Consider the following 26,238-nt stretch of genomic DNA (forward strand, 5'->3'; position numbering starts at 1 on the left):
ACCATCCCGCTTTTCAGCCTTCGGCTGAGCCCTAGGCTAAAGCCTAGGGTTTTAAGTTTTCTTCTAACCAATACATAAGCCTTCGGCAGAAACTCAAAACTAAGGCCCTAAATCGCCCTCCTTACCTCTTAATTCTCAACTCATTTCCCTATCTTTGTCCCTTATTATCCTCACAAAGATTCCCACATGAAAGTAATTCAGGTTGTCGGGGCACGCCCCAATTTCATGAAAGTAGCACCGCTACATCGTGCCATTCAAAATCTTCTCGGTTGGACCTCCAAAATCGTACACACGGGTCAGCATTTTGATGCCAAAATGAGCGACGTGTTCTTTACCCAACTCGAATTACCAAAACCCGATTTCTTTTTAGGCATCGGTGGTGGAACGCAATCTGAAGTGACGGCCAAAATCATGTTGGCCTTCGAACCCATTCTTTTAGCAGAAAAACCGGATCTTGTCATCGTCGTAGGCGATGTAACCTCTACCCTTGCATGTACCTTGGTTGCCATTAAATTAGGCATTCCTTTGGCGCACGTGGAAGCGGGATTACGCTCCGGAGATCGCAACATGCCCGAGGAAATCAACCGCATTTTAACAGATTCAGTAGCAAATTATCTATTCGTGACGGAACAAAGTGGCATCGATCACTTGAAACGTGAAGGCGTATCGGCTGACAAAGTTTTCTTTACCGGAAACGTCATGATCGACTCTTTGGTTCGCTACCAAGAAAAAGCAAAAAGCAGCACAATACTAATAGACCTTGGTCTAACGTCCAATGACCAACGTCCAACGTCTTACATTGTCATGACCATGCACCGCCCCGCCAACGTGGACACGGAACAAGGCTTAACATCCATCTTACGTTTAATCGAATTAAGCACAACACAAACAAAAGTTGTTTTCCCTATCCATCCACGCACCCGTGCGCACATGGAGAAATTTGGCTTACTTAACGCCATCGAAAACAACCCGAATTTAATCTTAACCGAACCTTTGGGCTATTTGGAATTCATCCAATTGATGAGCCATGCCCAAGCAATCCTAACTGATTCAGGTGGAATTCAGGAAGAAACAACCTACCTAGGCGTGCCTTGTTTGACATTCCGCGATTCAACCGAAAGACCTATTACGGTAACAATGGGGACGAATCAGCTGTTGGCCGACTTAGATCCCGATAAAACCTACGAAGCTTTAACGCATATTTTAAAAGGCGAAACGAAAAAAGGGGAAATTCCTCCGCTTTGGGATGGAAAAGCAGCCGAGCGCATCGCCGCTAAAATTCAAGAACTCTTCGCATAAACATGCCCAAGCCGCTCAACATCGTCCTCCTCTCCTATCACAACCAAAATGGTGGTGCCGGGATTGCTTGTGGCCGATTAGCGGAAGCACTCAAAAAAGCAGGACATCAAATTAACTACCTCGTCCAAGAAAAAACGGGAAATGACGAATCGATCGCGTTGAATAATTCTCCGGTCAAGAAAGCCATGCGTTGGCTAAGATTCATCCTCGAACGTCTCGCATACCTACCCTTCGAAAAAAACAAAGCGGTACGCTTCCTCTTCAACCCAGGTAAATTTGGGCAAGATTTAAGTCAACACCCACTGATCCAACAGGCTGATATCATTCATATGCATTGGGTGAATTTTGGTATGTTATCTGTTCAAAACATCAAGCAATTACTCGATACGGGCAAACCTATCTATTGGACCTTGCACGACATGTGGGCGTTTACCGGCGGATGTCATCACAGCGGCGAATGTTTGAATTTTCAAGCTAGTTGTGGCAACTGCCAGGAATTTATTAAGAACCCTTCAACGAATGACTTGAGTCACCAAATTTGGCAGAAAAAATTCAAGGCTTTCCAGGCAAGCAATTTGCACATCATTACTTGCAGCGATTGGTTAAAGGAGCGCGCCATGTCAAGTAGCATCTTGAAAAATCAGCCCATCCAAAGCATCCCAAATGTCATCGATACCGAACAATTCAAACCAAGCGACAAGGGTAAAGCAAAGAAAACCCTAGGACTAGACCCCAGCAAAAAACACATATTATTTGTCGCGATGCGTGTCAATGCCCCGAAAAAAGGATTTAGTTATCTTGAAAAAGCATTGCAAGGACTAGACAAAACCACAACGGAATTAATCGTCGTGGGGAATGCACAGGACCTACCTGAATTGCACCTGAAAGCGCATGTCCTAGGGCATATCAGTTCCCCGGAAAAAATGATTCAAATCTATCAAGCGGCGGATGTTTTCGTAACGCCTTCATTAGAAGAAAACCTACCAAACACCATCATGGAAGCTATGGCTTGTGGAACACCTTGTGTGGGTTTCAAGATCGGTGGAATTCCAGAAATGATTGATCATGCCGTGAATGGTTACGTAGCGGAATACCAATCTTCTGGGGACCTGACAAAAGGATTAAGTTGGACGTTGGCAAACGCCCCGGAAGCAGCCGCGCGTCATAAAGCTGAGTCCTCGTACGCAGAAGCAATCATTGCTGCAAAACATGTAAACTTTTATACGCATGTCGGCTAAACTCAGCATCATCACCATCACCTACCAGGCGGAACAATACCTGGAGCGCACGATTCAAAGTGTTTTGGCACAAGGAAATCGCAAAGATATCGAGTACATCATCATCGATGGAGCTTCGAAAGATGGAACATTAGATTTGATTGAAACCTATAAAAGTCACTTAGATCGAATTGTTTCAGAACCTGACCGCGGGATTTACGATGCCATGAACAAAGGCATGCAACAAGCCACAGGCGAATACATCATCTTTATGAATGCGGGCGATTGCTTTGCGGAAAATGATACCGTTGAAAGAATTTTCGCGGCGATGGATCAAGAACCCGATGTTATTGTTGGCGACGCGCTCTTCGTCGACATGGAGGGAAAAACGATGGGACTTAGAAGCGAAGTGACGCCCCATAAAATCCCCCAAAATTTAACTTGGCAATCCTTTCAGTATGGCATGGTGATTTGCCATCAATCCTTCATCGTGAAAAGGACAATTGCCCCCTTATTCGATTTACAATTTCGCCTAAGTTCTGATATTGATTGGGAAATCAAATGCCTTAAATTGAGTCAAAAAACGAATCAGTTGGCTATCCCGATTTGTCGGTATTTAACCGGCGGCGCCTCCGTGCAAAACCTGAAACGTTCCTGGCAAGAGCGCTTTCAAGTGCTAGAGCGGCATTTTGGCTTTACGAAAACACTATGGGCTCACCTCGTAATCATCACGCGTGGCATTCAATTCGCCATTCAAAAAGGTGGCAAATATTGGTAAATTCATGTAAATTGAAAGCCTATGCGTGTTAGAATCCTTTGTTTCATTGCTTTTTTATTGATTAGTCTCCCGGGAAATAGTCAAAAAATCAGGTTTGCATCTAGTATTGGTACAAGTACTTTTCAATGGTACGAAAACCAAACGACCATGGATTTAGGGGCCCAACTCACATTTCAACATCCGAATAAAAAATATCAGATTTTTGCCAAGTTAAAAGCCTTAGGAAATCTACATGAAAGCCCAGTGGACCGCGAAATCCTATTGTTAATGGAACCTCCGGTGAACATGAATAACAAGCCACTCGGGGCTACGGATCCATTATTTGCAGCTTACCGCGGGGGACAAGCAGATGCAGGTATTCAATGGAATACAAAATCAGGCTTAACTCCCAGCATTGCCCTCTACAGTAAATCCCTCGCACGAAAAATAACGTCCAATCAATCGCAATACATCGAGGAAGAAAAATATGCGCTGCATGGAATAAGCGTCGGCCTAGCCTACAAGGCAAATTGGAAACAAAGCTCCCTGCAAGTATACGGCCAAATCTTTGAGCCCCTCATCCAACGAATCACGCTCTATGGCCGATATGTAGGAGTTCCCTATACCTCCAAAGTCAGCAAACATTCCTTGAGTTATCGGACCCATGTAGACTTCCATTACCAGAAAATGGGGCTTTCACTTACTTACGAAATACTTAATTTTGGATCTGCCGAAAACATCAATTCCAAGTCGATTGATGCCACACAGGCGCAAATTCTCTCTACCTTATTCACCTATTATTTCTAAGCTATGCTGTTAAGTTTATTGTTATCCGCGTGGCTTATGTGTTTTTCAGACAGTTCGAAAACCCTGGCGGAGGTGGAAGTGCATGTTTTGGAACAGAACAGGACCCGACTATCCAGCCCGGATGCTTTCAGCATCCTGCAAGCAAAAGAGGTACACGCCATTCAAAATACAAGTTTTACCAGTGCCTTGAATGCTCAAAGTGGCGTCCGCTTGGAAGAGCGAAGCCCCGGTAGTTACCGCATTGCCATCCGTGGAAGCTCACTCAGAGCCCCCTTTGGCGTACGAAATGTAAAGATTTATTGGAATCAAATCCCCTTCACGGATGCCGGAAACAATACCTATTTAGCTATTTTAGAGCCCGACATGATGGACCAAATCATCCTAACCAAAGGACCTACGGGGGGATTGTACGGAGCAGGGACCGGTGGCAGCATCTTGTTCAATGGCCCACAAGGGCCAAATAAAATTGAACACCAAGAGATCGGGAACACACTCGGCGGATACAAACAAAGTTGGGATATCCAGCAATCAGGTCACCGCGTCTACGCATCTTTCTGGCAACAACCCGGTGCAAGAGACTGGTCGGCGATGAAAAAACAGATCATCAGCCATGAATACCACAAAAATTTCGGAATCAATGGAAGCATCCAGCTGACCTCCTATTATGCTGATGTCGCCTACCAAACTCCGGGCGGACTTACTTTGGCACAGTTCAAAGCAAATCCTTTTCAGGCTCGGCCCGCAGCGGGTGCATTTTTAAGTTCAGCTACCCAGCAAGCAACCTTTCATTTAAAGTCGTTTGGGACAGGAATCTACATCGCCAATTCATGGAATGGAAACTGGGGATATAACCTAGCTAATTCGGTGCAGGTGAATAAGGTCGTGAACCCAACCATCCGGAATTACGAAATTCGGCAGGAACCGAATGTGAGCAGTCGGGGTGTGGTTCATTACAAAAAGGACAAATCAGCGATCGACTTCGGTTATGAATTCCAAATAGGCCAATTTGATAGCCAAACCTTTGGCAACCGCAAAGGAATCAAAGACAGTTTGCAAGTCACGCAAAACACCAATATCCAGAGTGGCAATATCTTTGGGCAATGGGATTACCAGATCAATTCAAATTGGAATTCAACGGTTTCGTTAAGCGCCAATGGTTATTGGACACAATACATCGGCAATGAACTAAACCTAACGCCTCGATTTGCATTGGTTCGGAAATTAGGAAATCACCAGCGCATCATTGCCAAAATTGCTTCGGGTTATTCGCCACCCAGCATCGCGGAATTACGACCCTCCGCGGGAACCATCAATACAAATCTGAAATCGGAGAAAGGCTGGAACAAGGAAATCACCTGGCGTGGGAAATATGCATTTTTCGATTGGGATTTAACAGCTTATCAATTCGATTTAGATGAGACCATTGTGATTCGTCGGGCAGCTGATGGCTCCGACTATTTTGTAAATGCGGGGAAAACGACCCAACAAGGCATCGAACTGACCTATACGGTTCAACTAGGGCAGCACCTATCCCTCCGAAATTCCGAATCGATTCAAAATTTTCGCTTTGGGGATTACGTGTCAGGCACAAAGAATTATGCGGGAAATCGACTTACAGGCACGAGTCCTTATCAACATGCCAGCCTTTTGCAATGGCAGATACATCCAAGACTGCTTTGGAATAGCCAATTTTTATTCACCGACTTCCTGTATTTGAATGATGCGAACACGGCTGTTCTTCCTTCTTCCAGGGTGTGGAATAGCAAAATCAGTTACCAGCGAAAACATTGGGAGCTTTGGTTGACGGTCGAAAATATGACCAATGAACTTTATGTATCAGGACCGGATTTGAATGCGACGGGAAATCGTTTCTACAATGCATCGCCCGGACGCTATATCCAAGCAGGACTAAAGATTACACTTAACTAGGCCGTGTAAAATTCAACTTTTCCATTAAATCGGCCGCATGTGAATCACTGACGGGAATATCATACGTTCCGATTTTGATCCGCTGTTGTTTGATGGACTCGATCCGTCTTAGATTAACAATAAACGATTTGTGTACACGCATAAAGCCATGTGGCAAGACTTTCGCTTCGATGGATTTCATCGTCATCTTAGTCAAAACAGGTCTACGCTCCCCATCCAAAAAGATTTTCACGTAATCCTTTAAGCCTTCAATGTGGGAAATTTGCTGGATGGAAATACGCACCAAGGAATACTCGACATTAACGAAAAAGAAATCTTCCAAGGCCTCTTGTGGCACTGACACGGTTTGTGCAACAGGCTTTTGCATGTTGAATAATTGGTAAGCTTTGTTGGCCGCCAACGAAAAGCGCTCCAGACTAACAGGCTTCATCAAATAATCCACCGCATCCAATTGGTAACTTTCCACGGCATAATTATCATAGGCCGTCACAAAGATCACCAAAGGTTTTTTAGCCAAGGTTTGAATCAATTGGGTACCCAGCATACCGGGCATTTGGATATCGAGAAAAATCAAATCAATGGAATTCGTTTGCAATTGCTCCATCGCCTCAAAGGCATTTTTGCAAGAAGCTACTAAATGTAAAAACGGGATTTGACGCACATTTTCCTCGAGCAATTTGCGGCCCATATTTTCGTCGTCTACGACAATACAATTCATCTTTTCCATACTACTATTGTTGTTGTAAAGTCATTTGTAAATCCACCTCAAATACCTCTTCTGTAACTCGAATATTCAATACATGTTGATCAGGATACAATAAATCCAATCGGCGTAAGACATTTTTCAATCCGATCCCCGAACTTTCATCCATGACATCATCTTTCATTTTCCCCTTCTTATTCTTCACTTGAAAATTCAATTGGCCATGTTCAATGGTAAAAAGAACATGTATATAGGGGTCCTGTACAAATGAAACGCCATGCTTGACCGCGTTCTCGACAAAAGGGATCAGTAACATCGGCTCGATCCGACAACCCCGAACAGTCCCATGAACTTCGAAATCAATGGTCACATCCCCTTCAAAACGCATCCGTTGGAGATCAACATAATTCCGCAAATATTCCAATTCACGATCCAAGGAAACCATACTTTGGTCGGAGTCATATAACATATAGCGCATCAACGATGACAAGCGTATCGTCACATCTTCCGCTTGTTTATCCGCTTTGGTACGAATCAGGTACACAATGCTATTGAGAATATTGAAGATAAAATGCGGGCTAATTTGTGAGCGTAAAAATGATAGCTCCGACTTTAATTGTTCGTTACTCAGCTCCTCCTTTTCCGCTTCGAAATTGATAAATTCAAGCAATAGTCCGTAGGTAGAGGCAATACCTGTAATCATCACCAGCGGGAAAATACCTTGTGGATCGAAAAAGCTTTTATGCTGATCAAAAGGCAAGAAATACCAATGATACCAGGCCTGAATGCCAAAAAAAAGCGCGACCATTCCGAATAGACTTGCAAAAAAAGCAAACACCCCAAAGCGCTTAAAAACAAATGGAACAAGTACTAGAGTAATGATGTAAAACAAGGGAACAACCGTTAGCAGCTCCAACCAAATATGTTCTGAAAATTCAGGGTTTGCATGTGGATGCGGATGTCCATTTTCGTGCGATTGATGGGCGGGACTTACTAAGGGAAGCCCAATCCATAATCCCCAAAGAATGAGATTAAATAATACCTTGAAGGTTAATTTCGTTTTGGGAAGATTCCAAGCACGCCACATAAGCTTTCATTTTGCCTTACAAAGCTAGGCAATCATGCCGAAATAGAAAATACAAATGACAAGACCTACCAACATGTCGACCATTGCACAAATCACGTATATTTAACGAATAATAGGCATTCGTCAACAAAATCAGTTTACTTATCGAATAGACTAAAATGTCCTGATTATTTTAATTTAGCTTGCGTCACAATCAAACAAACCCGTCAAATGAATTATTCAATCCGCCTACTCGCATGCAGTTTAGCCTTGTTTGCATCAACACAACTAAATGCCCAACAAACTGTTCTTATCAAACAAGACAGCACAAAAAAAATCCAAACCCTATTGCAAGGAAAAATAAAGTCTTTTGGACTTTCCGTTTCCCCTACCTTTCAGTTCGGCGCCATGGGACCTCAAGCAGGTATGTCACTAGCTTTACACCTCAATAACAAATGGGAAATCGGTGGATCCTTTACAAGAAGCCTACGAGGTGAGCGCGATGGATATATTGCAAATCAAGAATTAGGCCAACAATTTCATGCATTATCCATCGCATATACGGCGAAGGCGAACAAGTTATTTCACCTAAGCTTTCCCTTGCTAATAGGTGCGATTACGACAGAGCGGGAGCATATGCCTATAGGCATCATGGAACCAAACACCCAGCCACAACCGAATCCAATCCGGGGAGGTCATGGCGGCATTCGCGAGGGCGGTATGTTTTGGGAAGGACCTAAATCGCTCGGAATTCAGCCAGGAGTTCAATTGGAACTAAACGTCTTGAAACACGTACGCGTATTTACTGGGGCCAATTACCGATTTGCTTTGGGCGAAAATAGTACAGACGCCATGCAAGGATTTGTGGGAACAGTAGGTCTTAAAGTAGGCTTATTCGACCGAGGTTTAAAAGTTAAGAAAAAGTAAGATTAGATTGATTTACATAAAAAAGGCTGCCCCGGTTGGAGCAGCCTTTTCTTTAAATAAATTTTATTGCTTAGAAATTACGCTCGCCTGCTTCGCGCTTTCCTAATAAAACAGCACCGACCATCGCTACGAAAAACAGAATGGACACTAATTCAAAAGGCAATAAATATTCCGAATAAAGGACCTTTCCTAAGTTCTCAACCATACCCGTTTGCGAGGTAAAATTCGCGGTATTGTCAGCCGTAGGCGCAGGCAACGTATTCTTGTGGAATGCAGCCACCAAAATCACCAATAAGGTACCAGCAACCACAGATCCTGCTAATTTAACTAAGGAACTTTTCGATTCTGGCATGTTCTTGCGTAGATCCAACATCATGATAACGAACAAGAACAAAACCATGATAGCACCCGCATAAACAATGATGTTCACGGCCATCAAAAACTGCGCATTCAACAACACATAATGTCCTGAAATACAGAAGAAGGTGAACACCAAATACAAGACGCTATGAATTGGATTTTTTGCAAAAACGACCATCAGTGCACTTAAAAGTGTCAAGGCTGACAGAAAATACCAAATATTTGTAATCTCCATAATATGCTTATTTCCAACCGTCACGCAAGTAGCGCTGGTCCATGTTTTCTACTAATTTATCTTTCCCGTAAATCACCTCATCACGTGTGCTAAATACAGGAACCATTTTGTCGTGACGTAAGAAGATTGCCTCTTTAGGACAAGCCTCTTCACACAAACCACAGAAAATGCAACGCAACATATTGATTTCATATACTTTCGCATATTTCTCCTCACGGTACAAATGCTCCTCCCCTTTCTTACGCTCTTCAGCCACCATGGAAATCGCTTCCGCGGGACAAGCCACCGCACATAGACCACATGCTGTACAACGCTCTGCTCCCTGCTCATCCTTCTTTAAGATGTGGTGACCCCGGTAAATCGGACCTAAGTAACGCTGTTGCTCCGGATAACGAATCGTGACCGGCTTCGAGAAAAAGTGCTTCAAGGTCGTAGCCATACCACCTACAATCGCAGGAAGGTACATGCGCTCCGCCAAGGTCATTTCCCCTTGTTCTAACACCTTTGTTTTATTACTTAACTTCATATGCCTAAGCTATTTTTTTCTTTCTTGATAGGGCATCATTGATGATTAAACCCACAAACATAATAACGACACCGCCGATTCCCGCAAGAATCGGTTGGTCAATCAAAATACCAAATCCTGTCACCACGACATTGAACATCGACAAAGGAATTAACCCTGTCCAGCCTAATCCCATCAATTGATCGTAACGGAAACGAGGCAACGTCCAGCGTACCCACATGAACACAAATACGAACAACAAAGCCTTTCCAATCAATGCGCCCATGCCTAAGAAAGCAGCTGCATTCGAACCGAACTGAGCCGCAATGAACGAATATCCTGGGTAATCATATCCTCCAAAGAATAAAGTGGCCATCACCGCACCCGAAATAAACATGTTAATGTATTCCGCAAACAGGTAGAAGCCCAACTTCATCGAAGAGTATTCTGTGTGATATCCTCCAATCAATTCCGTCTCACACTCAGGTAAGTCAAATGGCGTACGATTACATTCCGCAAATGCACAAATCAAGAAAATCACAAAGCCGATAGGCTGTTGCAAGATATTCCAGTGACCTGCTTGTTGGGTCTCTACAATCGCCTTCGTAGACAAAGAACCCGAAAGCATTAAAATCGCAATGATGGACATACCCATCGCTAATTCATAGGAGATATTTTGAGATGCAGCACGAATGGCGCCTAACAACGAATACTTGTTATTCGATGCCCAGCCACCCACTAAAATTCCGTAAACGCCTAAAGAGACGATACCAAAAACCCATAAAATACCGATGTTCACATCGATACCCTGTAAGTCAAACGTTACACCACCAATTGTCACCGTATCCCCAAAAGGAACGACAGCAGAAGTCATTAAGGCAGTCAACATCGACAAGCATGGTCCGGCAATGAACAACCATTTATTTGAATTTGCTGGGATAAAATCTTCTTTCATGAACATCTTAACCGCATCCGCCAAAGGTTGCAAAATCCCGAAAGGGCCTGCGCGATCTGGACCAATACGGTCTTGCATGAAAGCGGCAATCTTCCGCTCAAAATACGTCGAATAAGCCGCTACCCCCAGCGTGATCGCAAATACGATTCCGATGAAAATGGCTTTGGCCGTAAAAACATCATTCATTAATTCCATATCCTATTTCTTTGCAGGTAAACTTGCTTGGTTCGTTAAAAAACTACGGTCACGATCATCTTCAATTAACTTGTAATCCCGAGCTGCTTGCGCGATTGGGAATGCAGGTTTAATTAAACACGCACCATATTTATTCGCTGAAATAACCGAATGACGTGATACATTCGTAGGCCCTTCAATCGTCCAATCACTCGTTTTCTTGCGATCAAAACGACAAGTATTGCAAATGAATTCTTTCAATTCACCCCACTCGTTTTTACGACCCGTTACTCGAATCACCTCGTCACCGCGGTACCAAAGTGTAACATTACCTGAACATTTATCACAAGAACAATGTGCATCCATCGGCTTTGAGAACCAAACACGGCTCTTGAAACGATAAGTCTTATCTGTCAAGGCTCCTACCGGACATACATCAATCACATTTCCTGAGAAATCATTATCGATTGCTTTCTCTATGTAGGTACTGATTTCAGCATGATCCCCACGGTGCATCACACCATGTACACGACCATCTGTAATCTGATCTGCCGTGTAAACACAACGGTAACACAAGATGCAGCGATTCATGTTCAACTTGATGTTATCACCTAAATCAACAGGCTCAAACGTATTCCGCTCCTCCACCGTACGTGTCGACGAAACACCATGTTCGAATGAAAAATCTTGCAAATGACATTCTCCAGCTTGATCACATACGGGGCAATCCAAGGGATGATTTAACAACAAAAATTCCACAATGCCTTTGCGGGTTTCAAGCACCTGCTCGTTCACTGTGTTCTCCACAATCATCCCATCTTGAACGGCTGTGATACAGGCAGGAACCAATTTGGGCATTGGACGTGGATCCTTTTCAGAACCCGCAGTCACTTTGACCAAACAAGCACGGCATTTACCACCAGAACCCTTCAAAGGCTCATAATAACACATCGCAGGAGGTGCCACCTCAGGACCGATCATACGCGCGGCCTGCATAATGGTGGTTCCCGGTTCTACTTCCAGGGTGATGTTGTCAATCGTTACTTTCATAATCTATCATCTAGCGGGATAATCCCGGTTATTTGCTATGTAATTGGGCCCAGCGGTCCATAAATAATGCCGCAGAATATTGCACCGCACGCTCTTTCAAATTTTGCTGATAATCAGCTAATTGCGCAGGACTTAATTGCAACAGTGAACTAATTTTATCCACCAATACTGCTACATCCCAGCTCTCTACTAATAATTCATCCAATCCCTGTAGGAAATCATTGACTCCCCCACTCGCACGAACACCCACAATCGGTTTCCCTACATGTGCGGCCTCCAGCATCACCAAAGGAAATGGATCTTCTCTTGAAGACAAGAAAAACACATCCATCGCCTCAAAATACGGTCGGCTATCCGAACAAACGGGCAATAAATGTACCTGTTTTTTCGTGTCCCAAATTGCCGTAGTTGCGATTAAGTTGTCGGAATACTCGTTATCCAACATCCCCAACCAGATAAAATGCACCGTTGGCATCTTAGTAATCAATTGCTTCGCAACCTCCAAAAACACGTCAGGTGCTTTTCGCCATTCGGCTAATCCACAACTAAACACGATTTGCGAATCGGCCGGAATTCCTAAAGCAGTTCGAACCGGATCATGTGTATTTTGAGTTGCCGCAGGCAATTCAATAATCGGTGGCAATAAATCAATTTTGTCGGCCGCAATCCCAACTTCCTTTTCCAAAACCGTCTTCACCAAAGCGGAAACGGCATACACACGACTCACTTGGCCCGCCATAAACTTCCGATCTTCCTCAGAAGTAAAATTCGAAATCGAATAACTTAATTCATGCACATATACCTCAAAAGGAACATGCAAGGATACTAATTCGCGCAACAAGGAAACCGATGAAACCGTATTTCCAAGGATGCAATCAAAAGCCTCCGCACGCAGCGAAGACAAGATCCCTGCCATTTTACGCTTGCTCGGTGTACGATCCCATTCCGCTGCTTGGCGAATTCCGGGTATCCGTTGCTTCACTTTAAACCAAAGAGGTCTTTCTGTACGCCAAACCCATACTTGGGCAACTTTTTTATATTCTTCCAACAAACTTCCACCGTCCACAAGCAGCAAATAATTCGTCAAGCCTTGCGCCTTACGTTCTCTTAACCAATGTAAAAGAACCAATTGCGCGCCTGCACGATTTGCGTCATGACCAACAAAAAGTTTCTTGCTTTCTACCATTTATAATGTCCAACTAGCACCTGGGCGCATGTAAACTGCACCGGGTTTTGTTGCCTCTTCTGGATGTGTTACATGCCATTCAAACTCATCACGGAAATGACGAATCGCCGCAGCGACCGGCCATGAAGCCGCATCACCTAATGGACAAATCGTATTTCCTTCAATCTTCTTCGCCACATCAACTAATAAATCGATGTCTTCCATGCGTCCTTTTCCCGTTTCAATACGCTTGATGACTTTGTCCATCCAGCCTGTACCTTCCCGACAAGGAGAACATTGACCACAAGATTCGTGGTGGTAAAAACGCGCAAATGTTAAGGTATTATGTACGATACAAGTTGTCTCATCCATGACGATAAAACCACCTGAACCTAACATCGTTCCTGTTGCAAAACCTCCTTCTGAAAGTGACTCATACGTCATTAAACGTTTTTCGCCGGCTTCCGTAGTTAAAATATTTTCCGCTGATAAAATCGGCACAGAAGATCCTCCTGCCACCACAGCCTTTAATTTATGTCCATCACGAATGCCTCCGCAATACTCGTCTGAATAGATAAACTCCTCGACAGTAATCCCTAATGGAATCTCATAAACACCTGGTTTTTTGATATGCCCAGAAGCCGAAATTAATTTCGTTCCTGCACTTCTACCAACACCAATCGCCGCGTATGCATCGCCTCCGTTGTTAACAATCCAAGATGTCGCCGCAATAGACTCCACATTGTTTACTACGGTTGGACTTTGCCACAAACCTTTCACCGCTGGAAAGGGAGGTTTATTCCGTGGGTTACCACGTTTTCCTTCCAAAGATTCCAACAAAGCAGTTTCTTCTCCACAGATATAGGCACCACCACCAGGCTGTACAAAAAGGTCTAAATCATAGCCAGAGCCTAAGATGTTTTTTCCTAATAATCCTTTGTCATAGGCTTCTTGAATCGCTTTTTCAAGAATGTTAATGACATACATCAATTCCCCACGAACGTAGATATAAGATGTATTCGCACCCAAAGCAAAACTGGAAACAATCATGCCTTCAATCAAAGTATGTGGCGTTTTCCACATCAAATAATGATCCTTGAACGTTCCTGGTTCTGATTCATCCGCATTACAAACCAAGTAACGAGGTACTCCTTCAGGCTTAGCCAAAAAAGACCACTTCATACCCACTGGGAAACCTGCGCCGCCACGACCACGTAAACCCGACTTCTTCACTTCCTCCGTCACCTCATCCGGCGTCATCGTTTTGATCGCTTTCTCCACAGCCTTGTAACCTCCGTTTTTCATAAAAACGTCGATTGTCTCAATTCCTGGTACGTCAATATGTTGCGTTAATATCTTCATCCTCGGCTTATTTGCTTAATTCGTCAATAATCTGATCTACTTTCTCATTCGTCAAATGCATGTAATACTTCTCACGAATTTGGAATACAGGACCCCAACCGCAAGCAGCTAAACACTCAACTTCTTTGATCGTAAACTTACCATCCTTCGTTGTCTCTCCCGTTTGAATTCCCAAACGCTTCTTCAAGTGATCGTATACTTCCACGCCACCCATCAAACAACAAGGACCCGTCCGACAATACTCAATGACATGTTCGCCCACAGGCTCCAAATGAAACATCGTGTAGAATGACGCTACCTCATAGACTTCAATCGGGCTGATTGAAAGCAAGGAAGCTACATAATCCATCACTTCCGACGAACACCATTTCCACTCAGCTTGCGCTAAGTGTAGGATAGGCAATAAGGCCGACTTCTGTTTTCCTTCCGGATAACGGGCAATGATTTTTTTAACTAATTCCAGCGTCTCTGCTGGGAAAACAATGTTGCTCATGTCTTAAGTATCTAACTCTCCTGCAATTACGTTCATTGATGACATCGTTACGATCGCATCTGATAAGGTCGTTCCCTTAATCATTTCAGGGAATGCTTGGTAATATATATAACCTGGTCGGCGGAATTTCAAACGATATGGCGTACGCCCTCCGTCAGAAACCAAATAGAATCCTAATTCACCGTTTCCACCCTCAACCGAATGGTAAACTTCACCTACGGGTGCATCGATTTCTCCCATCACAATTTTAAAGTGATAGATTAATGCCTCCATGTTGTGGTAAACATCTTGTTTGTCTGGTAAATAATAATGAGGAGCATCCGCGTGATACGGACCTTCCGGCAAATTATCCATCGCTTGTTGGATGATGCGCAAACTTTGCCACATCTCTTCCTCACGAACCAAGAAACGATCATAGGTATCTCCCTTCGTTCCTACCGGCACATCAAATTCGAAATCTTCATACGAAGAATACGGATTCATCGCACGTACATCGTAATCAACTCCTGCAGCACGTAAATTCGGACCTGTAAATCCGTAATTCAATGCCCGTTCCGCAGAAATACCGCCCACATTTTGTGTACGATCCATGAAAATACGGTTACGCATCACCAATCCTTCGAACTCCTTTAATGCTGCGGGTAATTCTTTCAGTAATTTATTGATTTTCTCGATGGCTACAGGCGTAAAATCGCGCTCCATACCGCCAAAACGTCCCATGTTCGTTGTTAAACGCGCACCGCACATTTCCTCATAAATCTCGTAGATAAACTCGCGCCATTGGTACACATACAAGAAACCGGTTAACGCTCCTGTATCCACAGCCAAAATCGAATTACATACAATGTGATCCGTTAAACGGGCTAGCTCCATCATAATCACACGCATGTATTGCGCACGCTTAGGAACTTCAATGCCTAATAATTTCTCAACCGTCATGTGCCAGCCCATGTTATTAATAGGTGCTGAACAATAGTTCATCCGGTCTGTTAAGGTCGTTATTTGATAAAAGGGACGACGCTCGGCAATTTTCTCAAATGCACGATGGATATATCCCACGGTTTGCTCGGCATCCACAATCGTCTCGCCATCCATCGTTAAGATGTTTTGGAAAATACCGTGTGTGGCAGGGTGTGTAGGACCTAAATTAAGCGTTGATAGCTCATTTACATAAGGCCCGCCCTTTTGCGTCTTATCTAAACCTACGTTAGGGTTATTTACTAAGGCTACTTCTGACATGCTTTGTCGCTTTTATCGTCCAAATAATTCATCAATTTTATCATGACGCGTCGCATCCTCTAAGGGATATTCCTTACGCATCGGATGGTAATCCATCTCGTCCATATTCAAGATACGAGTCAAGTTGGGATGACCATCAAACAAGATTCCGTAAAAATCAAATGCCTCTCGCTCCATCCAATTGGCTGCAGCAAATAAGCCGGTGATCGTAGGGAAATTAGGGGCTTCAATCGGCGCATAGGCCTTAATCATCAAACGCACATTGTTTTCCAAACTGTGCACATGATAAATCACGCCTAATTCTTGCCCTTTGGCATCTGGAAAATGAATACCTGCCAAATCAGTTAAAAACTGAAATTTAAAAACAGGATGTGCATACAAAAAGTGTAACATCGGAACGATATTTTCTACACCTGTTGTGAACTGCAGAATACCATGCGACTCTGTCACACCATATACCGCCTCCGCACCAAATTGCGCAACTAAGGCATCTGTTATTTGTTGATTCTCCATGCTTGTTATTCTATACCGTAAGATGCCAACAAAGCCTTGTACTCTGGCTCGTTTCTACGGCGTGTCGTTTCGTTTTTAGCCAACTCTTGGATTTGCATAAAGCCATCCAAAATTTGCTCGGGACGTGGTGGGCAACCCGGCACATATACATCCACAGGGATGATACGGTCAATACCTTGCAAGACAGAATAGGTATCAAAAATACCTCCTGAACAAGCACAGGCTCCTACCGAAAGCACCCAACGAGGCTCAGCCATCTGCAAATATACCTGCTTAACCACCGGCGCCATTTTCTTGGAAATCGTTCCCATCACCATCAAAACATCAGCCTGACGCGCTGAAAAGCTCAAACGCTCCGCACCAAAACGACCAATATCATAATGGGATGCCATCGTTGACATAAACTCAATCCCGCAACATGACGTCGCGAAAGGCAATGGCCACAAGGAATTAGCACGCGCTAAACCGACCAAACTATCTAAACTTGTTGCGAAAAAACCAGCTCCTTCCACTCCTGGAGGCGCTTCTGCAACTTGAACCGTTGAATTACTCATATCTTATCTGTCTGTTGAATACATAAACATGGCCTAAGCCAATATGTTTATTTTTCCCACGTTAAAATTCCTTTTTTGATCACATAAACGAAACCTGCCAACAACAAACCCATGAATACGAGCATGTCATAAAAGCCATTCCAGGATAATTCGCGGAAATTAACCGCCCAAGGGTACATAAAAACGATTTCAATATCGAATAGCACGAACAAAATCGCCACTAAAAAATACTTAACGGATATGGGCGTACGCGCATCACCAATGGATTCAATCCCACATTCGAAGGTATCATCCTTCTTCGCCGAATGGCGCTTAGGACCCAAGGAGTGTGTCGCAAACATCGTTGCGAAAATAAAGGCTAACGCTGCCAAGAGCTGAACGAATATCGGCAGAAAATCTTGAGGTTGATAGTTCATTACAAAGGCTTAAAAAATGAAGCCGCAATTTACTGTATAAAATCTAAAATTTCAGATTTTTAATGAAAAAATCACAGGCATTTTGCCGCCTATTTCACGAAACAAGTATTTTTTCAGGCAGGTACAAAAAAATCAAAAAAATCCTGTAATTTTGTCCGGCAAATAAGAGTAGTTCTTACACTCCATCAAATTATTTGCCATGCTCGATTCCAACAAATTTCTTTTTGAAGCACTAACATACGATGACGTATTGTTATTACCTGCTTATTCAGAGGTGTTACCTCGTGAAGTAAGCACGCAATCCCGTTTAACACGTAACATCACATTGAACATCCCAATCGTTTCAGCAGCGATGGATACCGTGACGGAAGCCGACTTAGCTATCGCATTAGCACAAGAAGGAGGCATTGGAATCATTCACAAGAACATGACGATTGACCAACAAGCTGCACAGGTTCGTAAGGTGAAGCGTTCTGAGTCGGGCATGATCATTGATCCCGTTACCTTAAAAGACAACCAAACCTTAGGTGATGCACAGCGCATCATGAAGGAATTCAAAATTGGTGGTATTCCCGTGATTGACGATAAAGGTCATTTGGTGGGGATATTAACCAACCGCGATTTGCGTTTCCAAAAGCAAACGGCGCGCCCAGTAGCTGAAATCATGACCAAAGACAATTTGATCACGGCGAAGGAAGGCATTAGCATGGAAGAAGCCGAGAGCATTTTGCAAGAATACAAAATCGAGAAATTGCCCATCATTGATAAAAATGGCAAATTAATCGGTTTGATTACCTATAAAGATATTTTAAAACGCAAATCGCATCCTTTGGCATCGAAAGATCCCCTAGGCCGTTTACGCGTAGGCGCTGCGGTAGGTGTTACACCTGATTTATTGGATCGCGTGCAGGCATTGGTGAATGTTGGTGTAGATGTCATCAGCATCGATACGGCGCACGGACATTCCAAAGGCGTCATCGACGCGTTGAAATCCGTTAAAAAATCATTCCCTAAGCTTGACGTTATTGTAGGGAACATCGCAACTGGTGAAGCAGCTGTTGCCTTGGCGAAAGCCGGAGCTGATGCCGTGAAAGTCGGAGTTGGTCCAGGAAGTATTTGTACAACGCGTATCATTGCGGGTGTGGGTATGCCCCAACTGACCGCCGTATACGAAGCAGCGAAAGCCTTGCAAGGATTTGACGTACCTGTTATTGCCGACGGCGGTATTCGTTATTCAGGTGATGTGGCGAAAGCCATCGCAGGCGGTGCAAGCACGGTCATGATGGGATCATTACTAGCGGGAACTGACGAAGCGCCGGGTGAGATGATCATTTTGGAAGGACGTAAATTCAAATCATACCGCGGTATGGGTTCATTAGAGGCCATGGAGGACGGATCAAAAGATCGTTATTTCCAAGATGCAGAAGATGATATCAAAAAATTAGTTCCTGAAGGCATTGTAGGTCGGGTACCGTTCAAAGGTTCCGTGACAGAAATTCTTTACCAAATGGTTGGTGGATTAAAAGCGGGTATGGGTTATTGCGGTGCTGCATCCATCGAAGCGATGCAACAAGCCAAATTCGTAAAAATCACTTCAGCAGGTGTGAAAGAAAGTCACCCACATGATGTGAGCATCTCGAAGGAAGCGCCGAACTATTCAGCGAAATAAGTTTTTAGCTAATACATAAAAAAAGGCCTCGTTCATCGCGAGGCCATTTTTTATGCTTGATAATTTTGAATCGTATCCACGAAGCATTGAACCTTATCTGGGTGAATATCCGGATAAACGCCATGCCCTAAATTCGCAATGTAACGTTGGGTACCAAAAGCCTTCAACATCGCCTTCGTTTCGGCTTCAACGGTTTTGAAATCGCCATAGAGGGCACAAGGATCTAGATTTCCTTGAAGGGTTTTATTTGGGCCAACCAATTTACGTGATTCCGCAATATCCATATTCCAGTCAAGGCCGATTGTCGCACAATTCAATTGAGCCATTTCTTCGCGGGCGAAGAAGGCACCTTTGGCAAAAAGGGTCACAGGAACATCTTGAATGGCATCACAAATCTGTTTTAGATAGGGCGTTGAAAATGCGCTGTATTGGACAGGCGATAAAATACCTGCCCATGAATCAAATATTTGCAACAAATTCGCACCGGCGTTCACCTGCGCTTTCAAATAGGAAATCGTCGAATCCGTTATCTTTTGCAATAAAGCATGTGCCAATTCGGGCTCTGCGTAGAGCATTTTTTTCGCTTGGGAGAAGGTTTTTGAACCTTTTCCTTCCACCATGTAACAAAAAATGGTAAATGGTGCTCCGGCAAAACCGATTAAGGGTACGCGACCCGCTAATTCTTTTTTGACGATTTTAATCGCATCCAAAACGTATTTCAAATCCTCTTCTGGATTCGCATCGCGGATTTTGGCTAAATCGGCTTTCGACCGAATAACATCGGGAAATACGGGGCCTTTTTGCTCTTCCATCAAATAGGGCAATCCCATGGCTTCCGGAACAACCAAAATATCCGAGAAAATAATCGCTGCATCCACACCAAAGCGATCGACCGGTTGGATCGTCACTTCAGCCGCCATCTCAGGATTAGTCGCTAAACCAATAAAAGATCCGGCTTTCGCACGAACTTCACGGTATTCAGGTAAAATTCTACCCGCTTGTCGCATCACCCAAACGGGGACGCGTTCTACAGGAAGGCCTTGCGCTGCACGAAGGATTAGGTCGTTTTGTAGTTTTTCCATACGGATGTAAAGTTAAGAAAAAATTCGCTAGTCGCTAGTCATCAGTCACTAGTCGCTAGTCATCAGTCACTAGTCGCTAGTCATCAGTCACTAGTCGCTAGTCATCAGTCACTAGTCGCTAGTCGCTAGTCATCAGTCGCTAGTCGCTAGTCACTAGTCGCTAGTCGGTCAATTTAGGATTTCTAAAATTCCGAGTAGAACCATCTGACAAAGAATTAGATAACCCAAAAAGCATTTTACCGATTTCGGTCACTTGATGATTCAACGTGATGTACGATTCATTTTTTAAATAATTTAGGCGAGTAGCCACATAAAGCATGGACTTAACTTCGCTACATGAGCCCTGAGCGATGTATAAAAAACGTTTAAAATCACGATCACTTCCTCGTTCAAAACCTTCAGCTATATTATTCGAAATTGACAAGGATGCCCGCTGAATCTGATTCTTTAATCCAAAGTCATTAATCAACTCCAAACTTGCATATATACTAATCGTAAGTTCAACCGATTTTTGCCAAACCATTAAATCATCAAATTTTTTAATTTTCATAGTGGTTAAGATTAAAATGTTCGTTGACGAAATTTCAAATTTATTATAATGAATCCTATTGTGTAACTTATAATCTATTTTACCCTAGCGACTAGCGACTAGCGACTAGCGACTAGCGACTAGCGACTAGCGACTAGCGACTAGCGACTAGCGACTAGCGACTAGCGACTATTTTCCCTACCTTTGCATTTCAATTCACACCTATGTCACAACTCATTGCCCGCTTCATTACCAGCAACACCGACTTCAAAACTTGCCCACCAGCGCGTTTTCCAGAATTTGCATTTATTGGCCGCTCCAACGTAGGTAAGTCATCGCTAATTAATTCGTTGACATTCCATAAAGGACTTGCCAAAACCTCACAAACACCTGGTAAAACCCAACTCATTAATCACTTCATGATTGATGAAAAATGGTATTTAGTCGATTTGCCTGGATATGGATTCGCCAAAGTGAGTAAGGAAAAGCGACGTGAATTCGAAAAAATGATCTTTGATTATTTAATTCATCGCGAAAACCTAACCTGTTTATTTGTCCTCATCGATATCCGCTTGAAACCACAAGCGGTCGATATCGAATTCATGAGTCGTATGGTGGAACATGAAATCCCCTTTCATATCGTATTTACGAAAGCAGATAAACTTTCTCAAAAACAGGTCAATGAAAGCGTCGATGTCTATAAAAAATTCCTACTTGACATGTGGGATGAATTACCCGAAATATTCATTACATCGGCCGAAAAACACGTTGGGAGGGAAGAAATTTTAGCGAACATCGCTGAATTAATTCAAACATCCCCTTATAAAATAGGGAAATCTTAATACTTTTGCAGCCATCATTAGCTATAAACACATGGAATTATTAAATGAAGTTGCGCACATTTCTGGTAAACCCGGATTATTTAAAGTGTTAAAACCTACCCGTACAGGTGTAATCGTTGAAACACTCGACGCAGCCAAACAAAAATCAGTCGTAGGCGGCCAAACAAGAATTTCTGTCTTGAAAGACATTTCGCTTTACCTAGCTGATCACCAAGACAGCACCCTACCTTTAGCTGATTTGTTTTTACAAATCCATGCAAAATTCAATGGTGTATTGCCATTAGAGCCTAAAAAAGCAGCTGATGCAGAATTATTTGCCATCATTGCGGATGTGGTTCCCAACTATGATTCTGACCGCGTTTTCGCTTCGGATATCAAGAAGATCTTAAGCTGGTACCTGATTCTTTTCACACATGTTCCTGAACTTTTCCCTGCAAAAGCAGCAAAAGCACCGAAAGCTGAGAAAGTAGAAACAGCAGAAAAGGAACCTAAGGCAGCAAAAAAAACCGCAGCTAAAAAAGCCACTAAATAATATAGCTGACATGGAGGATGTCATAGCAATACGACCGATTGAACCTCAAGATAATGTAGCGCTAGCGGAAATTATCCGAACAGCCCTATCAGAATTTGGAGCGAACAAACCCGGTACCGTATTTTTTGACCCGACCACAGATGCCCTGTTTGAACTTTTCAGAACGGCGGGATCCTATTATTTCGTAGCGACGCTAAACAATAAACTTGTAGGCGGTTGTGGTATATTTCCCACAGAAAACCTACCTGAAGGAACCTGCGAACTCGTAAAACTTTATGTCAATCAGGATATGCGAGGTACGGGAATCGGAAAAAAGCTCATGGAAAAATCCATGGAATGGGCAAAAGCAAATGGATATACGCAAGTCTATTTGGAGTCGATGCCCGAACTTTCCAAAGCGGTTTCCATCTACGAAAAACAAGGATTCATAAAACTTAGTCGCCCCTTAGGAAATAGTGGTCACGATGGATGTGACATTTGGATGACCAAGACACTTTAAAAAAAAGACCTCGATTTTCATCGAGGTCTTTTTTATTTGTTATTTCAATGAAATAATATACTTCGCTAATTTCACCGCGTCCTCTTTAGGAACATTGGTCATTGGCGCCATTGGAGGATAACCAGGCCAATTAGAAGGCTGAGGTTTTGCGATCAACGCAACGATTTTATCCACCGAATATTTCTTCTTTGCTACATCTTTGTAAGCAGGACCCACTAAACGAGCATCTACTTTGTGGCATGCAAAACAGGTGTATTTTTGCATCAATGGCTTAATGTCAGCCGGAAAATCTTCAGCTTTCGCCTCAAATCCAAACGCAGCCACACCTAATGCCACGGTCATGATAAATTTAGAGATAGTTTTCATATGTTATTTAAGTATATACTTTTGAGGATAAGCCCTATTAAAGGGCAAATTAAAGCTTTTTTTGGAAAAATTCTATCCCTTTTGAACAGAATCTACCGCATTTCTTACACTTCCATGCTTTTCGAGCAATTCAGCCGCTACTTCTTCACTTACTCCGGTCGCTTCACAGACCATGCGAATCGCACGTAAAACCAATTTATGGTTACTTAATTGCATGTCAACCATCTTATTCCCACGCACACGACCCAAACGAATCATGACCGCAGTGGATATCATATTCAAGACAAGTTTTTGAGCGGTTCCCGATTTCATCCGCGTGCTGCCTGTAACATATTCAGGCCCCACGAGCACTTCGACCGGATATTGAGCCTCCGCTGCAATTGGACTTCCTCCATTACAAACAATACAGCCCGTCAATATGCCTTGTGCATTCGCTTCCTTCAAACCACCTATCACATAAGGTGTCCGACCCGATGCTGCAATCCCAATCACCGTATCCAAAGCACCAATACCATAAGCTTCCATATCTTTCCAGGCTTGAATCGGATCATCTTCTGCATTCTCCACTGCCTTGCGAATCGCCCCATCGCCACCAGCAATAATCCCAATCACCATATCAAACGGCACACCATACGTAGGCGGACATTCCGATGCATCTACAACACCTAATCGACCCGAAGTCCCCGCGCCAATATAAAATAAACGCCCACCTTGCTCCATACGAGGAACAATTTGATTCACCAACGCTTCAATATTGGGAATAACCTTTTCAATAGCCAAAGGTACGGTTTTGTCCTCCGCGTTGATTTGGCGCAATAACGTATCTACCGACTGTTTATCTAAATCCTCATAACGAGATGTGGATTCAGTCGCTAATAAAGTTAAATTCTCTGCCATCTTAGTTGGATAATTGCTTGTAGTTCGAGAAGAAATGTGGAATCGTTTCAATTCCCTTATAAAAATTAAACAAGCCGTAATGTTCATTAGGCGAATGAATCGCATCCGTATCTAAACCAAAGCCCATCAAAATCGACTTCACGCCCAATTCCTTTTCGAACAAAGCGACAATCGGAATACTTCCTCCCCCACGGGTAGGCACAGGTTCTTTTCCAAAAGTTGTTGCCAAAGCATCCGAAGCCGCTTGGTAAGCGATGCTATCCGTAGGCATCAAATAAGCCTCTCCCCCATGATGCGCTTTCACACTCACTTTCACACCTTTCGGAGCAATCGATATAAAATGTTCTGTGAATAAACGTGTGATCTCATCAGAACTTTGATTCGGAACTAGTCGCATGGAAATTTTCGCATAAGCCATCGATGGCAAAACCGTCTTCGCTCCCTCGCCGGTATATCCGCCCCAAATACCGTTGACATCCAAGGTAGGACGAATCGACGCGCGCTCAATTGTCGAATAACCTTTTTCGCCGTGCACCGACTGGATTCCTAAATCCTTTTGGTAAGCGTCTAAATCAAAAGGCGTTTGAGCCATCGCAGCGCGATCTGAAGCGCTCAGATCTAACACACCATCGTAAAATCCAGGGATTGTGATATGATTAAACTCATCGTGCAACGAAGCAATCATCTGACATAAAATATTGATTGGATTGGCAACAGCACCACCGTATACACCCGAATGCAAATCTCGGTTAGGCCCTTGAACCGCCACTTCCATATAACTCAAGCCACGTAAACCAACATCAATGGATGGAATATCATTGGCAATTATCGCAGTATCAGAGATCAAAATAACATCTGCTTTCAACAAATCTTTATTTGAAGCCACGAACAAACCTAAATTATCTGAACCTACTTCCTCTTCCCCCTCAATCATAAACTTCACATTGCAGGCTAATTCACCACTCGCTAGCATGGCTTCAAATGCTTTGACATGCATAAAAACTTGTCCCTTATCGTCGCAAGCTCCACGAGCAAAAATCAAGCCATCTTTAATCACAGGTTCAAATGGAGGATTGTCCCACAATTCCAACGGATCTGCCGGCTGAACATCATAATGTCCATAAACTAAAACGGTAGGTGCAGAAGGGTCAACCATCTTTTCCCCATAGACAATCGGGAAACCCGCTGTTTCTTCTAAGCGAACATGGTCGGCACCCGCTTGACGAAGATTATTGGCAACCCATTCCGCCGTTTGGCGTACCGAACCGGCATAAGCAGGATCCGCCGAGATGGAAGGAATACGTAAAAAATCAAGAAGTTCGGCTAAAAAACGATCGCGATTTGCGTCAATATACTGTTGAGTTTGTGTCATATCATGTAGGCGGAATGAATTAGCTTTCCACGAACAAATATAAAAAAATAAACTGAGGCTTTACTTCTTTGAAGGTATCAGATACATACGATTTTCAGTTCCCTGAAAGATCCGTACGATGTTCATGCGATGCGTGAACACAACCAGAAAGGCGATGAAATACCCAAAATAAATTAGCGTAGGAATCTCCTCGCCAAATACTCCATAGGTCAACAACAATGGAAATACAATCGAAGCAACCATGGATCCTAAGGAAACATAGTGCGAAATACCAAAAACAACTAAGAAAACTGCGATGCTCACAAGTGCAGCCAATGGATGTAAGGCTAAAACCATCCCCAAGGTTGTTGCAACCCCTTTCCCTCCTTTAAAATCACAAAACACGGGAAGTAGATGCCCGATGATGGCTAAGAAACCAAAGAAAATCTTCAACGTTACACACGTTTGCCAATCAATCAAATGAAAGTAATACAAGACGGCTGCTAAGCCCGTGGCCAAAAATCCTTTTAACGCATCAACAAACAATACGATGCTACCGGCCTTCTTACCTAATACGCGAAAGGTATTCGTAGCTCCCGCATTTCCACTACCCTGCGTACGAATATCGATTCCATGGTAATTGGTACCATACCAGATTGCAGTTGGGATCGAACCCAATAAATAACTCAAAATAGAAAGACCTGCAATAATAAAAATCATAATTCGTTAAAAGGCAATTGATTGC

Annotated in this window: 29 protein-coding genes; 10 read left to right on the plus strand and 19 right to left on the minus strand. The window is 43.4% G+C overall.

Going from position 1 to position 26,238, the window contains the following annotated elements; translation table 11 throughout:
• The first annotated feature begins 186 nt into the window (after positions 1 to 186).
• The 5 genes from wecB to PQG45_RS08255 are packed head-to-tail and all read left to right on the plus strand — an operon-like array spanning position 187 to position 6,009.
• Positions 187 to 1,299: a non-hydrolyzing UDP-N-acetylglucosamine 2-epimerase gene (gene wecB, locus PQG45_RS08235; RefSeq protein WP_315577118.1), complete on the plus strand. Its 1,113-nt coding sequence runs from the start codon at positions 187 to 189 to the stop codon at positions 1,297 to 1,299.
• Positions 1,300 to 1,301: 2 nt separating this feature from the next.
• Positions 1,302 to 2,537, plus strand: a complete 1,236-nt coding sequence (locus PQG45_RS08240; RefSeq protein ID WP_315577117.1) for a glycosyltransferase — start codon at positions 1,302 to 1,304, stop codon at positions 2,535 to 2,537.
• Positions 2,527 to 3,294, plus strand: coding sequence for a glycosyltransferase family 2 protein (locus tag PQG45_RS08245; protein ID WP_315577116.1), 768 nt, complete (start codon positions 2,527 to 2,529; stop codon positions 3,292 to 3,294). The genes PQG45_RS08240 and PQG45_RS08245 overlap by 11 nt, the downstream gene beginning before the upstream one ends.
• Positions 3,295 to 3,315: 21 nt before the next feature.
• Positions 3,316 to 4,080 (plus strand): hypothetical protein, encoded by a 765-nt coding sequence (locus PQG45_RS08250; protein WP_315577115.1) that lies wholly within the window; start codon positions 3,316 to 3,318, stop codon positions 4,078 to 4,080.
• A 36-nt stretch (positions 4,081 to 4,116) separates the two neighbouring features.
• Positions 4,117 to 6,009 (plus strand): TonB-dependent receptor, encoded by a 1,893-nt coding sequence (locus tag PQG45_RS08255; RefSeq protein ID WP_315577114.1) that lies wholly within the window; start codon positions 4,117 to 4,119, stop codon positions 6,007 to 6,009.
• Here the strand turns inward: PQG45_RS08255 and PQG45_RS08260 are convergent.
• Both PQG45_RS08260 and PQG45_RS08265 read right to left on the minus strand, forming a co-directional pair.
• Positions 6,002 to 6,736, minus strand: coding sequence for a LytR/AlgR family response regulator transcription factor (locus PQG45_RS08260; RefSeq protein ID WP_315577113.1), 735 nt, complete (start codon positions 6,734 to 6,736; stop codon positions 6,002 to 6,004). The genes PQG45_RS08255 and PQG45_RS08260 overlap by 8 nt on opposite strands.
• Positions 6,737 to 6,740: 4 nt before the next feature.
• Entirely contained in the window at positions 6,741 to 7,799 is a 1,059-nt protein-coding gene (locus tag PQG45_RS08265; RefSeq protein ID WP_315577112.1) for a sensor histidine kinase, read from the minus strand.
• Positions 7,800 to 8,009: 210 nt separating this feature from the next.
• On the opposite strand from PQG45_RS08265, the gene PQG45_RS08270 reads away from it, so the two are divergent.
• Entirely contained in the window at positions 8,010 to 8,705 is a 696-nt protein-coding gene (locus PQG45_RS08270; RefSeq protein ID WP_315577111.1) for a hypothetical protein, read from the plus strand.
• 70 nt (positions 8,706 to 8,775) lie between these two features.
• Here the strand turns inward: PQG45_RS08270 and PQG45_RS08275 are convergent, their stop codons facing one another.
• The 11 genes from PQG45_RS08275 to PQG45_RS08325 are packed head-to-tail and all read right to left on the minus strand — an operon-like array spanning position 8,776 to position 17,726.
• Positions 8,776 to 9,300, minus strand: a complete 525-nt coding sequence (locus tag PQG45_RS08275; RefSeq protein ID WP_315577110.1) for an NADH-quinone oxidoreductase subunit J family protein — start codon at positions 9,298 to 9,300, stop codon at positions 8,776 to 8,778.
• Between the two features lie 7 nt (positions 9,301 to 9,307).
• Positions 9,308 to 9,826: a NuoI/complex I 23 kDa subunit family protein gene (locus tag PQG45_RS08280; RefSeq protein ID WP_315577109.1), complete on the minus strand. Its 519-nt coding sequence runs from the start codon at positions 9,824 to 9,826 to the stop codon at positions 9,308 to 9,310.
• A 4-nt stretch (positions 9,827 to 9,830) separates the two neighbouring features.
• Complete coding sequence (gene nuoH / locus PQG45_RS08285; protein ID WP_315577108.1) at positions 9,831 to 10,955, minus strand: NADH-quinone oxidoreductase subunit NuoH; 1,125 nt, start codon at positions 10,953 to 10,955, stop codon at positions 9,831 to 9,833.
• Positions 10,956 to 10,958: 3 nt separating this feature from the next.
• Positions 10,959 to 11,984 carry a 2Fe-2S iron-sulfur cluster-binding protein gene (locus PQG45_RS08290; protein ID WP_316070678.1) on the minus strand — a complete coding sequence of 342 codons (1,026 nt, stop codon included), beginning with the start codon at positions 11,982 to 11,984 and terminating at the stop codon, positions 10,959 to 10,961.
• 28 nt (positions 11,985 to 12,012) lie between these two features.
• On the minus strand, positions 12,013 to 13,170 hold the full coding sequence (locus PQG45_RS08295) for a glycosyltransferase (protein ID WP_315577106.1): 1,158 nt from the start codon (positions 13,168 to 13,170) through the stop codon (positions 12,013 to 12,015).
• Entirely contained in the window at positions 13,171 to 14,511 is a 1,341-nt protein-coding gene (nuoF, locus tag PQG45_RS08300) for an NADH-quinone oxidoreductase subunit NuoF (protein WP_315577105.1), read from the minus strand.
• 7 nt (positions 14,512 to 14,518) lie between these two features.
• Positions 14,519 to 15,004 (minus strand): NADH-quinone oxidoreductase subunit NuoE family protein, encoded by a 486-nt coding sequence (locus PQG45_RS08305; RefSeq protein WP_315577104.1) that lies wholly within the window; start codon positions 15,002 to 15,004, stop codon positions 14,519 to 14,521.
• 3 nt (positions 15,005 to 15,007) lie between these two features.
• Entirely contained in the window at positions 15,008 to 16,243 is a 1,236-nt protein-coding gene (locus PQG45_RS08310; RefSeq protein ID WP_315577103.1) for an NADH-quinone oxidoreductase subunit D, read from the minus strand.
• Between the two features lie 12 nt (positions 16,244 to 16,255).
• Positions 16,256 to 16,756, minus strand: coding sequence for an NADH-quinone oxidoreductase subunit C (locus tag PQG45_RS08315; protein WP_315577102.1), 501 nt, complete (start codon positions 16,754 to 16,756; stop codon positions 16,256 to 16,258).
• A 5-nt stretch (positions 16,757 to 16,761) separates the two neighbouring features.
• Positions 16,762 to 17,310: an NADH-quinone oxidoreductase subunit B gene (locus PQG45_RS08320; RefSeq protein WP_130895043.1), complete on the minus strand. Its 549-nt coding sequence runs from the start codon at positions 17,308 to 17,310 to the stop codon at positions 16,762 to 16,764.
• Between the two features lie 47 nt (positions 17,311 to 17,357).
• Complete coding sequence (locus tag PQG45_RS08325; RefSeq protein WP_315577101.1) at positions 17,358 to 17,726, minus strand: NADH-quinone oxidoreductase subunit A; 369 nt, start codon at positions 17,724 to 17,726, stop codon at positions 17,358 to 17,360.
• Positions 17,727 to 17,925: 199 nt separating this feature from the next.
• On the opposite strand from PQG45_RS08325, the gene guaB reads away from it, so the two are divergent.
• Complete coding sequence (gene guaB, locus PQG45_RS08330; RefSeq protein WP_315577100.1) at positions 17,926 to 19,395, plus strand: IMP dehydrogenase; 1,470 nt, start codon at positions 17,926 to 17,928, stop codon at positions 19,393 to 19,395.
• A gap of 50 nt (positions 19,396 to 19,445) precedes the next feature.
• Here guaB and hemE read toward each other — a convergent pair whose 3' ends face one another.
• The gene (gene hemE / locus PQG45_RS08335; RefSeq protein WP_315577099.1) at positions 19,446 to 20,477 is read right to left on the minus strand and encodes a uroporphyrinogen decarboxylase; all 1,032 of its coding nucleotides are present in this window, start codon (positions 20,475 to 20,477) and stop codon (positions 19,446 to 19,448) included.
• Positions 20,478 to 20,637: 160 nt separating this feature from the next.
• Positions 20,638 to 21,027: a four helix bundle protein gene (locus PQG45_RS08340; RefSeq protein ID WP_316070679.1), complete on the minus strand. Its 390-nt coding sequence runs from the start codon at positions 21,025 to 21,027 to the stop codon at positions 20,638 to 20,640.
• 203 nt (positions 21,028 to 21,230) lie between these two features.
• Between PQG45_RS08340 and yihA the strand changes: the two genes are divergently transcribed.
• Genes yihA through PQG45_RS08355 form a run of 3 tightly spaced genes read left to right on the plus strand, consistent with a single transcriptional unit; the run spans position 21,231 to position 22,879 of the window.
• Entirely contained in the window at positions 21,231 to 21,848 is a 618-nt protein-coding gene (yihA, locus tag PQG45_RS08345) for a ribosome biogenesis GTP-binding protein YihA/YsxC (RefSeq protein ID WP_315577098.1), read from the plus strand.
• A 31-nt stretch (positions 21,849 to 21,879) separates the two neighbouring features.
• The gene (locus PQG45_RS08350) at positions 21,880 to 22,380 is read left to right on the plus strand and encodes a DUF5606 family protein (RefSeq protein WP_315577097.1); all 501 of its coding nucleotides are present in this window, start codon (positions 21,880 to 21,882) and stop codon (positions 22,378 to 22,380) included.
• 10 nt (positions 22,381 to 22,390) lie between these two features.
• Entirely contained in the window at positions 22,391 to 22,879 is a 489-nt protein-coding gene (locus PQG45_RS08355; protein ID WP_315577096.1) for a GNAT family N-acetyltransferase, read from the plus strand.
• A gap of 39 nt (positions 22,880 to 22,918) precedes the next feature.
• Here the strand turns inward: PQG45_RS08355 and PQG45_RS08360 are convergent, their stop codons facing one another.
• The 4 genes from PQG45_RS08360 to plsY all read right to left on the minus strand — a co-directional run bounded on the left by PQG45_RS08360 (position 22,919) and on the right by plsY (position 26,213).
• Entirely contained in the window at positions 22,919 to 23,245 is a 327-nt protein-coding gene (locus PQG45_RS08360) for a c-type cytochrome (protein ID WP_316070680.1), read from the minus strand.
• A gap of 72 nt (positions 23,246 to 23,317) precedes the next feature.
• Entirely contained in the window at positions 23,318 to 24,142 is an 825-nt protein-coding gene (murQ, locus tag PQG45_RS08365; protein ID WP_316070681.1) for an N-acetylmuramic acid 6-phosphate etherase, read from the minus strand.
• A 1-nt stretch (position 24,143) separates the two neighbouring features.
• Positions 24,144 to 25,514, minus strand: a complete 1,371-nt coding sequence (locus PQG45_RS08370) for a dipeptidase (RefSeq protein WP_316070682.1) — start codon at positions 25,512 to 25,514, stop codon at positions 24,144 to 24,146.
• Between the two features lie 60 nt (positions 25,515 to 25,574).
• Positions 25,575 to 26,213: a glycerol-3-phosphate 1-O-acyltransferase PlsY gene (plsY, locus tag PQG45_RS08375; protein ID WP_315577092.1), complete on the minus strand. Its 639-nt coding sequence runs from the start codon at positions 26,211 to 26,213 to the stop codon at positions 25,575 to 25,577.
• Positions 26,214 to 26,238: the final 25 nt, after the last annotated feature.

It is taken from the genome of Aquirufa regiilacus, from assembly GCF_032470275.1.
GTDB classification, from domain to species: domain Bacteria; phylum Bacteroidota; class Bacteroidia; order Cytophagales; family Spirosomataceae; genus Aquirufa; species Aquirufa regiilacus.

Bases quoted from the DNA above. Each gene is read 5' to 3' on its own strand.
- wecB (WP_315577118.1), top strand. From the start codon at position 187: ATGAAAGTAATTCAGGTTGTCGGGGCACGCCCCAATTTCATGAAAGTA.
- PQG45_RS08240 (WP_315577117.1), top strand. From the start codon at position 1,302: ATGCCCAAGCCGCTCAACATCGTCCTCCTCTCCTATCACAACCAAAAT.
- PQG45_RS08245 (WP_315577116.1), top strand. From the start codon at position 2,527: ATGTCGGCTAAACTCAGCATCATCACCATCACCTACCAGGCGGAACAA.
- PQG45_RS08250 (WP_315577115.1), top strand. From the start codon at position 3,316: ATGCGTGTTAGAATCCTTTGTTTCATTGCTTTTTTATTGATTAGTCTC.
- PQG45_RS08255 (WP_315577114.1), top strand. From the start codon at position 4,117: ATGTGTTTTTCAGACAGTTCGAAAACCCTGGCGGAGGTGGAAGTGCAT.
- PQG45_RS08260 (WP_315577113.1), bottom strand. From the start codon at position 6,736: ATGGAAAAGATGAATTGTATTGTCGTAGACGACGAAAATATGGGCCGC.
- PQG45_RS08265 (WP_315577112.1), bottom strand. From the start codon at position 7,799: ATGTGGCGTGCTTGGAATCTTCCCAAAACGAAATTAACCTTCAAGGTA.
- PQG45_RS08270 (WP_315577111.1), top strand. From the start codon at position 8,010: ATGAATTATTCAATCCGCCTACTCGCATGCAGTTTAGCCTTGTTTGCA.
- PQG45_RS08275 (WP_315577110.1), bottom strand. From the start codon at position 9,300: ATGGAGATTACAAATATTTGGTATTTTCTGTCAGCCTTGACACTTTTA.
- PQG45_RS08280 (WP_315577109.1), bottom strand. From the start codon at position 9,826: ATGAAGTTAAGTAATAAAACAAAGGTGTTAGAACAAGGGGAAATGACC.
- nuoH (WP_315577108.1), bottom strand. From the start codon at position 10,955: ATGGAATTAATGAATGATGTTTTTACGGCCAAAGCCATTTTCATCGGA.
- PQG45_RS08290 (WP_316070678.1), bottom strand. From the start codon at position 11,984: ATGAAAGTAACGATTGACAACATCACCCTGGAAGTAGAACCGGGAACC.
- PQG45_RS08295 (WP_315577106.1), bottom strand. From the start codon at position 13,170: ATGGTAGAAAGCAAGAAACTTTTTGTTGGTCATGACGCAAATCGTGCA.
- nuoF (WP_315577105.1), bottom strand. From the start codon at position 14,511: ATGAAGATATTAACGCAACATATTGACGTACCAGGAATTGAGACAATC.
- PQG45_RS08305 (WP_315577104.1), bottom strand. From the start codon at position 15,004: ATGAGCAACATTGTTTTCCCAGCAGAGACGCTGGAATTAGTTAAAAAA.
- PQG45_RS08310 (WP_315577103.1), bottom strand. From the start codon at position 16,243: ATGTCAGAAGTAGCCTTAGTAAATAACCCTAACGTAGGTTTAGATAAG.
- PQG45_RS08315 (WP_315577102.1), bottom strand. From the start codon at position 16,756: ATGGAGAATCAACAAATAACAGATGCCTTAGTTGCGCAATTTGGTGCG.
- PQG45_RS08320 (WP_130895043.1), bottom strand. From the start codon at position 17,310: ATGAGTAATTCAACGGTTCAAGTTGCAGAAGCGCCTCCAGGAGTGGAA.
- PQG45_RS08325 (WP_315577101.1), bottom strand. From the start codon at position 17,726: ATGAACTATCAACCTCAAGATTTTCTGCCGATATTCGTTCAGCTCTTG.
- guaB (WP_315577100.1), top strand. From the start codon at position 17,926: ATGCTCGATTCCAACAAATTTCTTTTTGAAGCACTAACATACGATGAC.
- hemE (WP_315577099.1), bottom strand. From the start codon at position 20,477: ATGGAAAAACTACAAAACGACCTAATCCTTCGTGCAGCGCAAGGCCTT.
- PQG45_RS08340 (WP_316070679.1), bottom strand. From the start codon at position 21,027: ATGAAAATTAAAAAATTTGATGATTTAATGGTTTGGCAAAAATCGGTT.
- yihA (WP_315577098.1), top strand. From the start codon at position 21,231: ATGTCACAACTCATTGCCCGCTTCATTACCAGCAACACCGACTTCAAA.
- PQG45_RS08350 (WP_315577097.1), top strand. From the start codon at position 21,880: ATGGAATTATTAAATGAAGTTGCGCACATTTCTGGTAAACCCGGATTA.
- PQG45_RS08355 (WP_315577096.1), top strand. From the start codon at position 22,391: ATGGAGGATGTCATAGCAATACGACCGATTGAACCTCAAGATAATGTA.
- PQG45_RS08360 (WP_316070680.1), bottom strand. From the start codon at position 23,245: ATGAAAACTATCTCTAAATTTATCATGACCGTGGCATTAGGTGTGGCT.
- murQ (WP_316070681.1), bottom strand. From the start codon at position 24,142: ATGGCAGAGAATTTAACTTTATTAGCGACTGAATCCACATCTCGTTAT.
- PQG45_RS08370 (WP_316070682.1), bottom strand. From the start codon at position 25,514: ATGACACAAACTCAACAGTATATTGACGCAAATCGCGATCGTTTTTTA.
- plsY (WP_315577092.1), bottom strand. From the start codon at position 26,213: ATGATTTTTATTATTGCAGGTCTTTCTATTTTGAGTTATTTATTGGGT.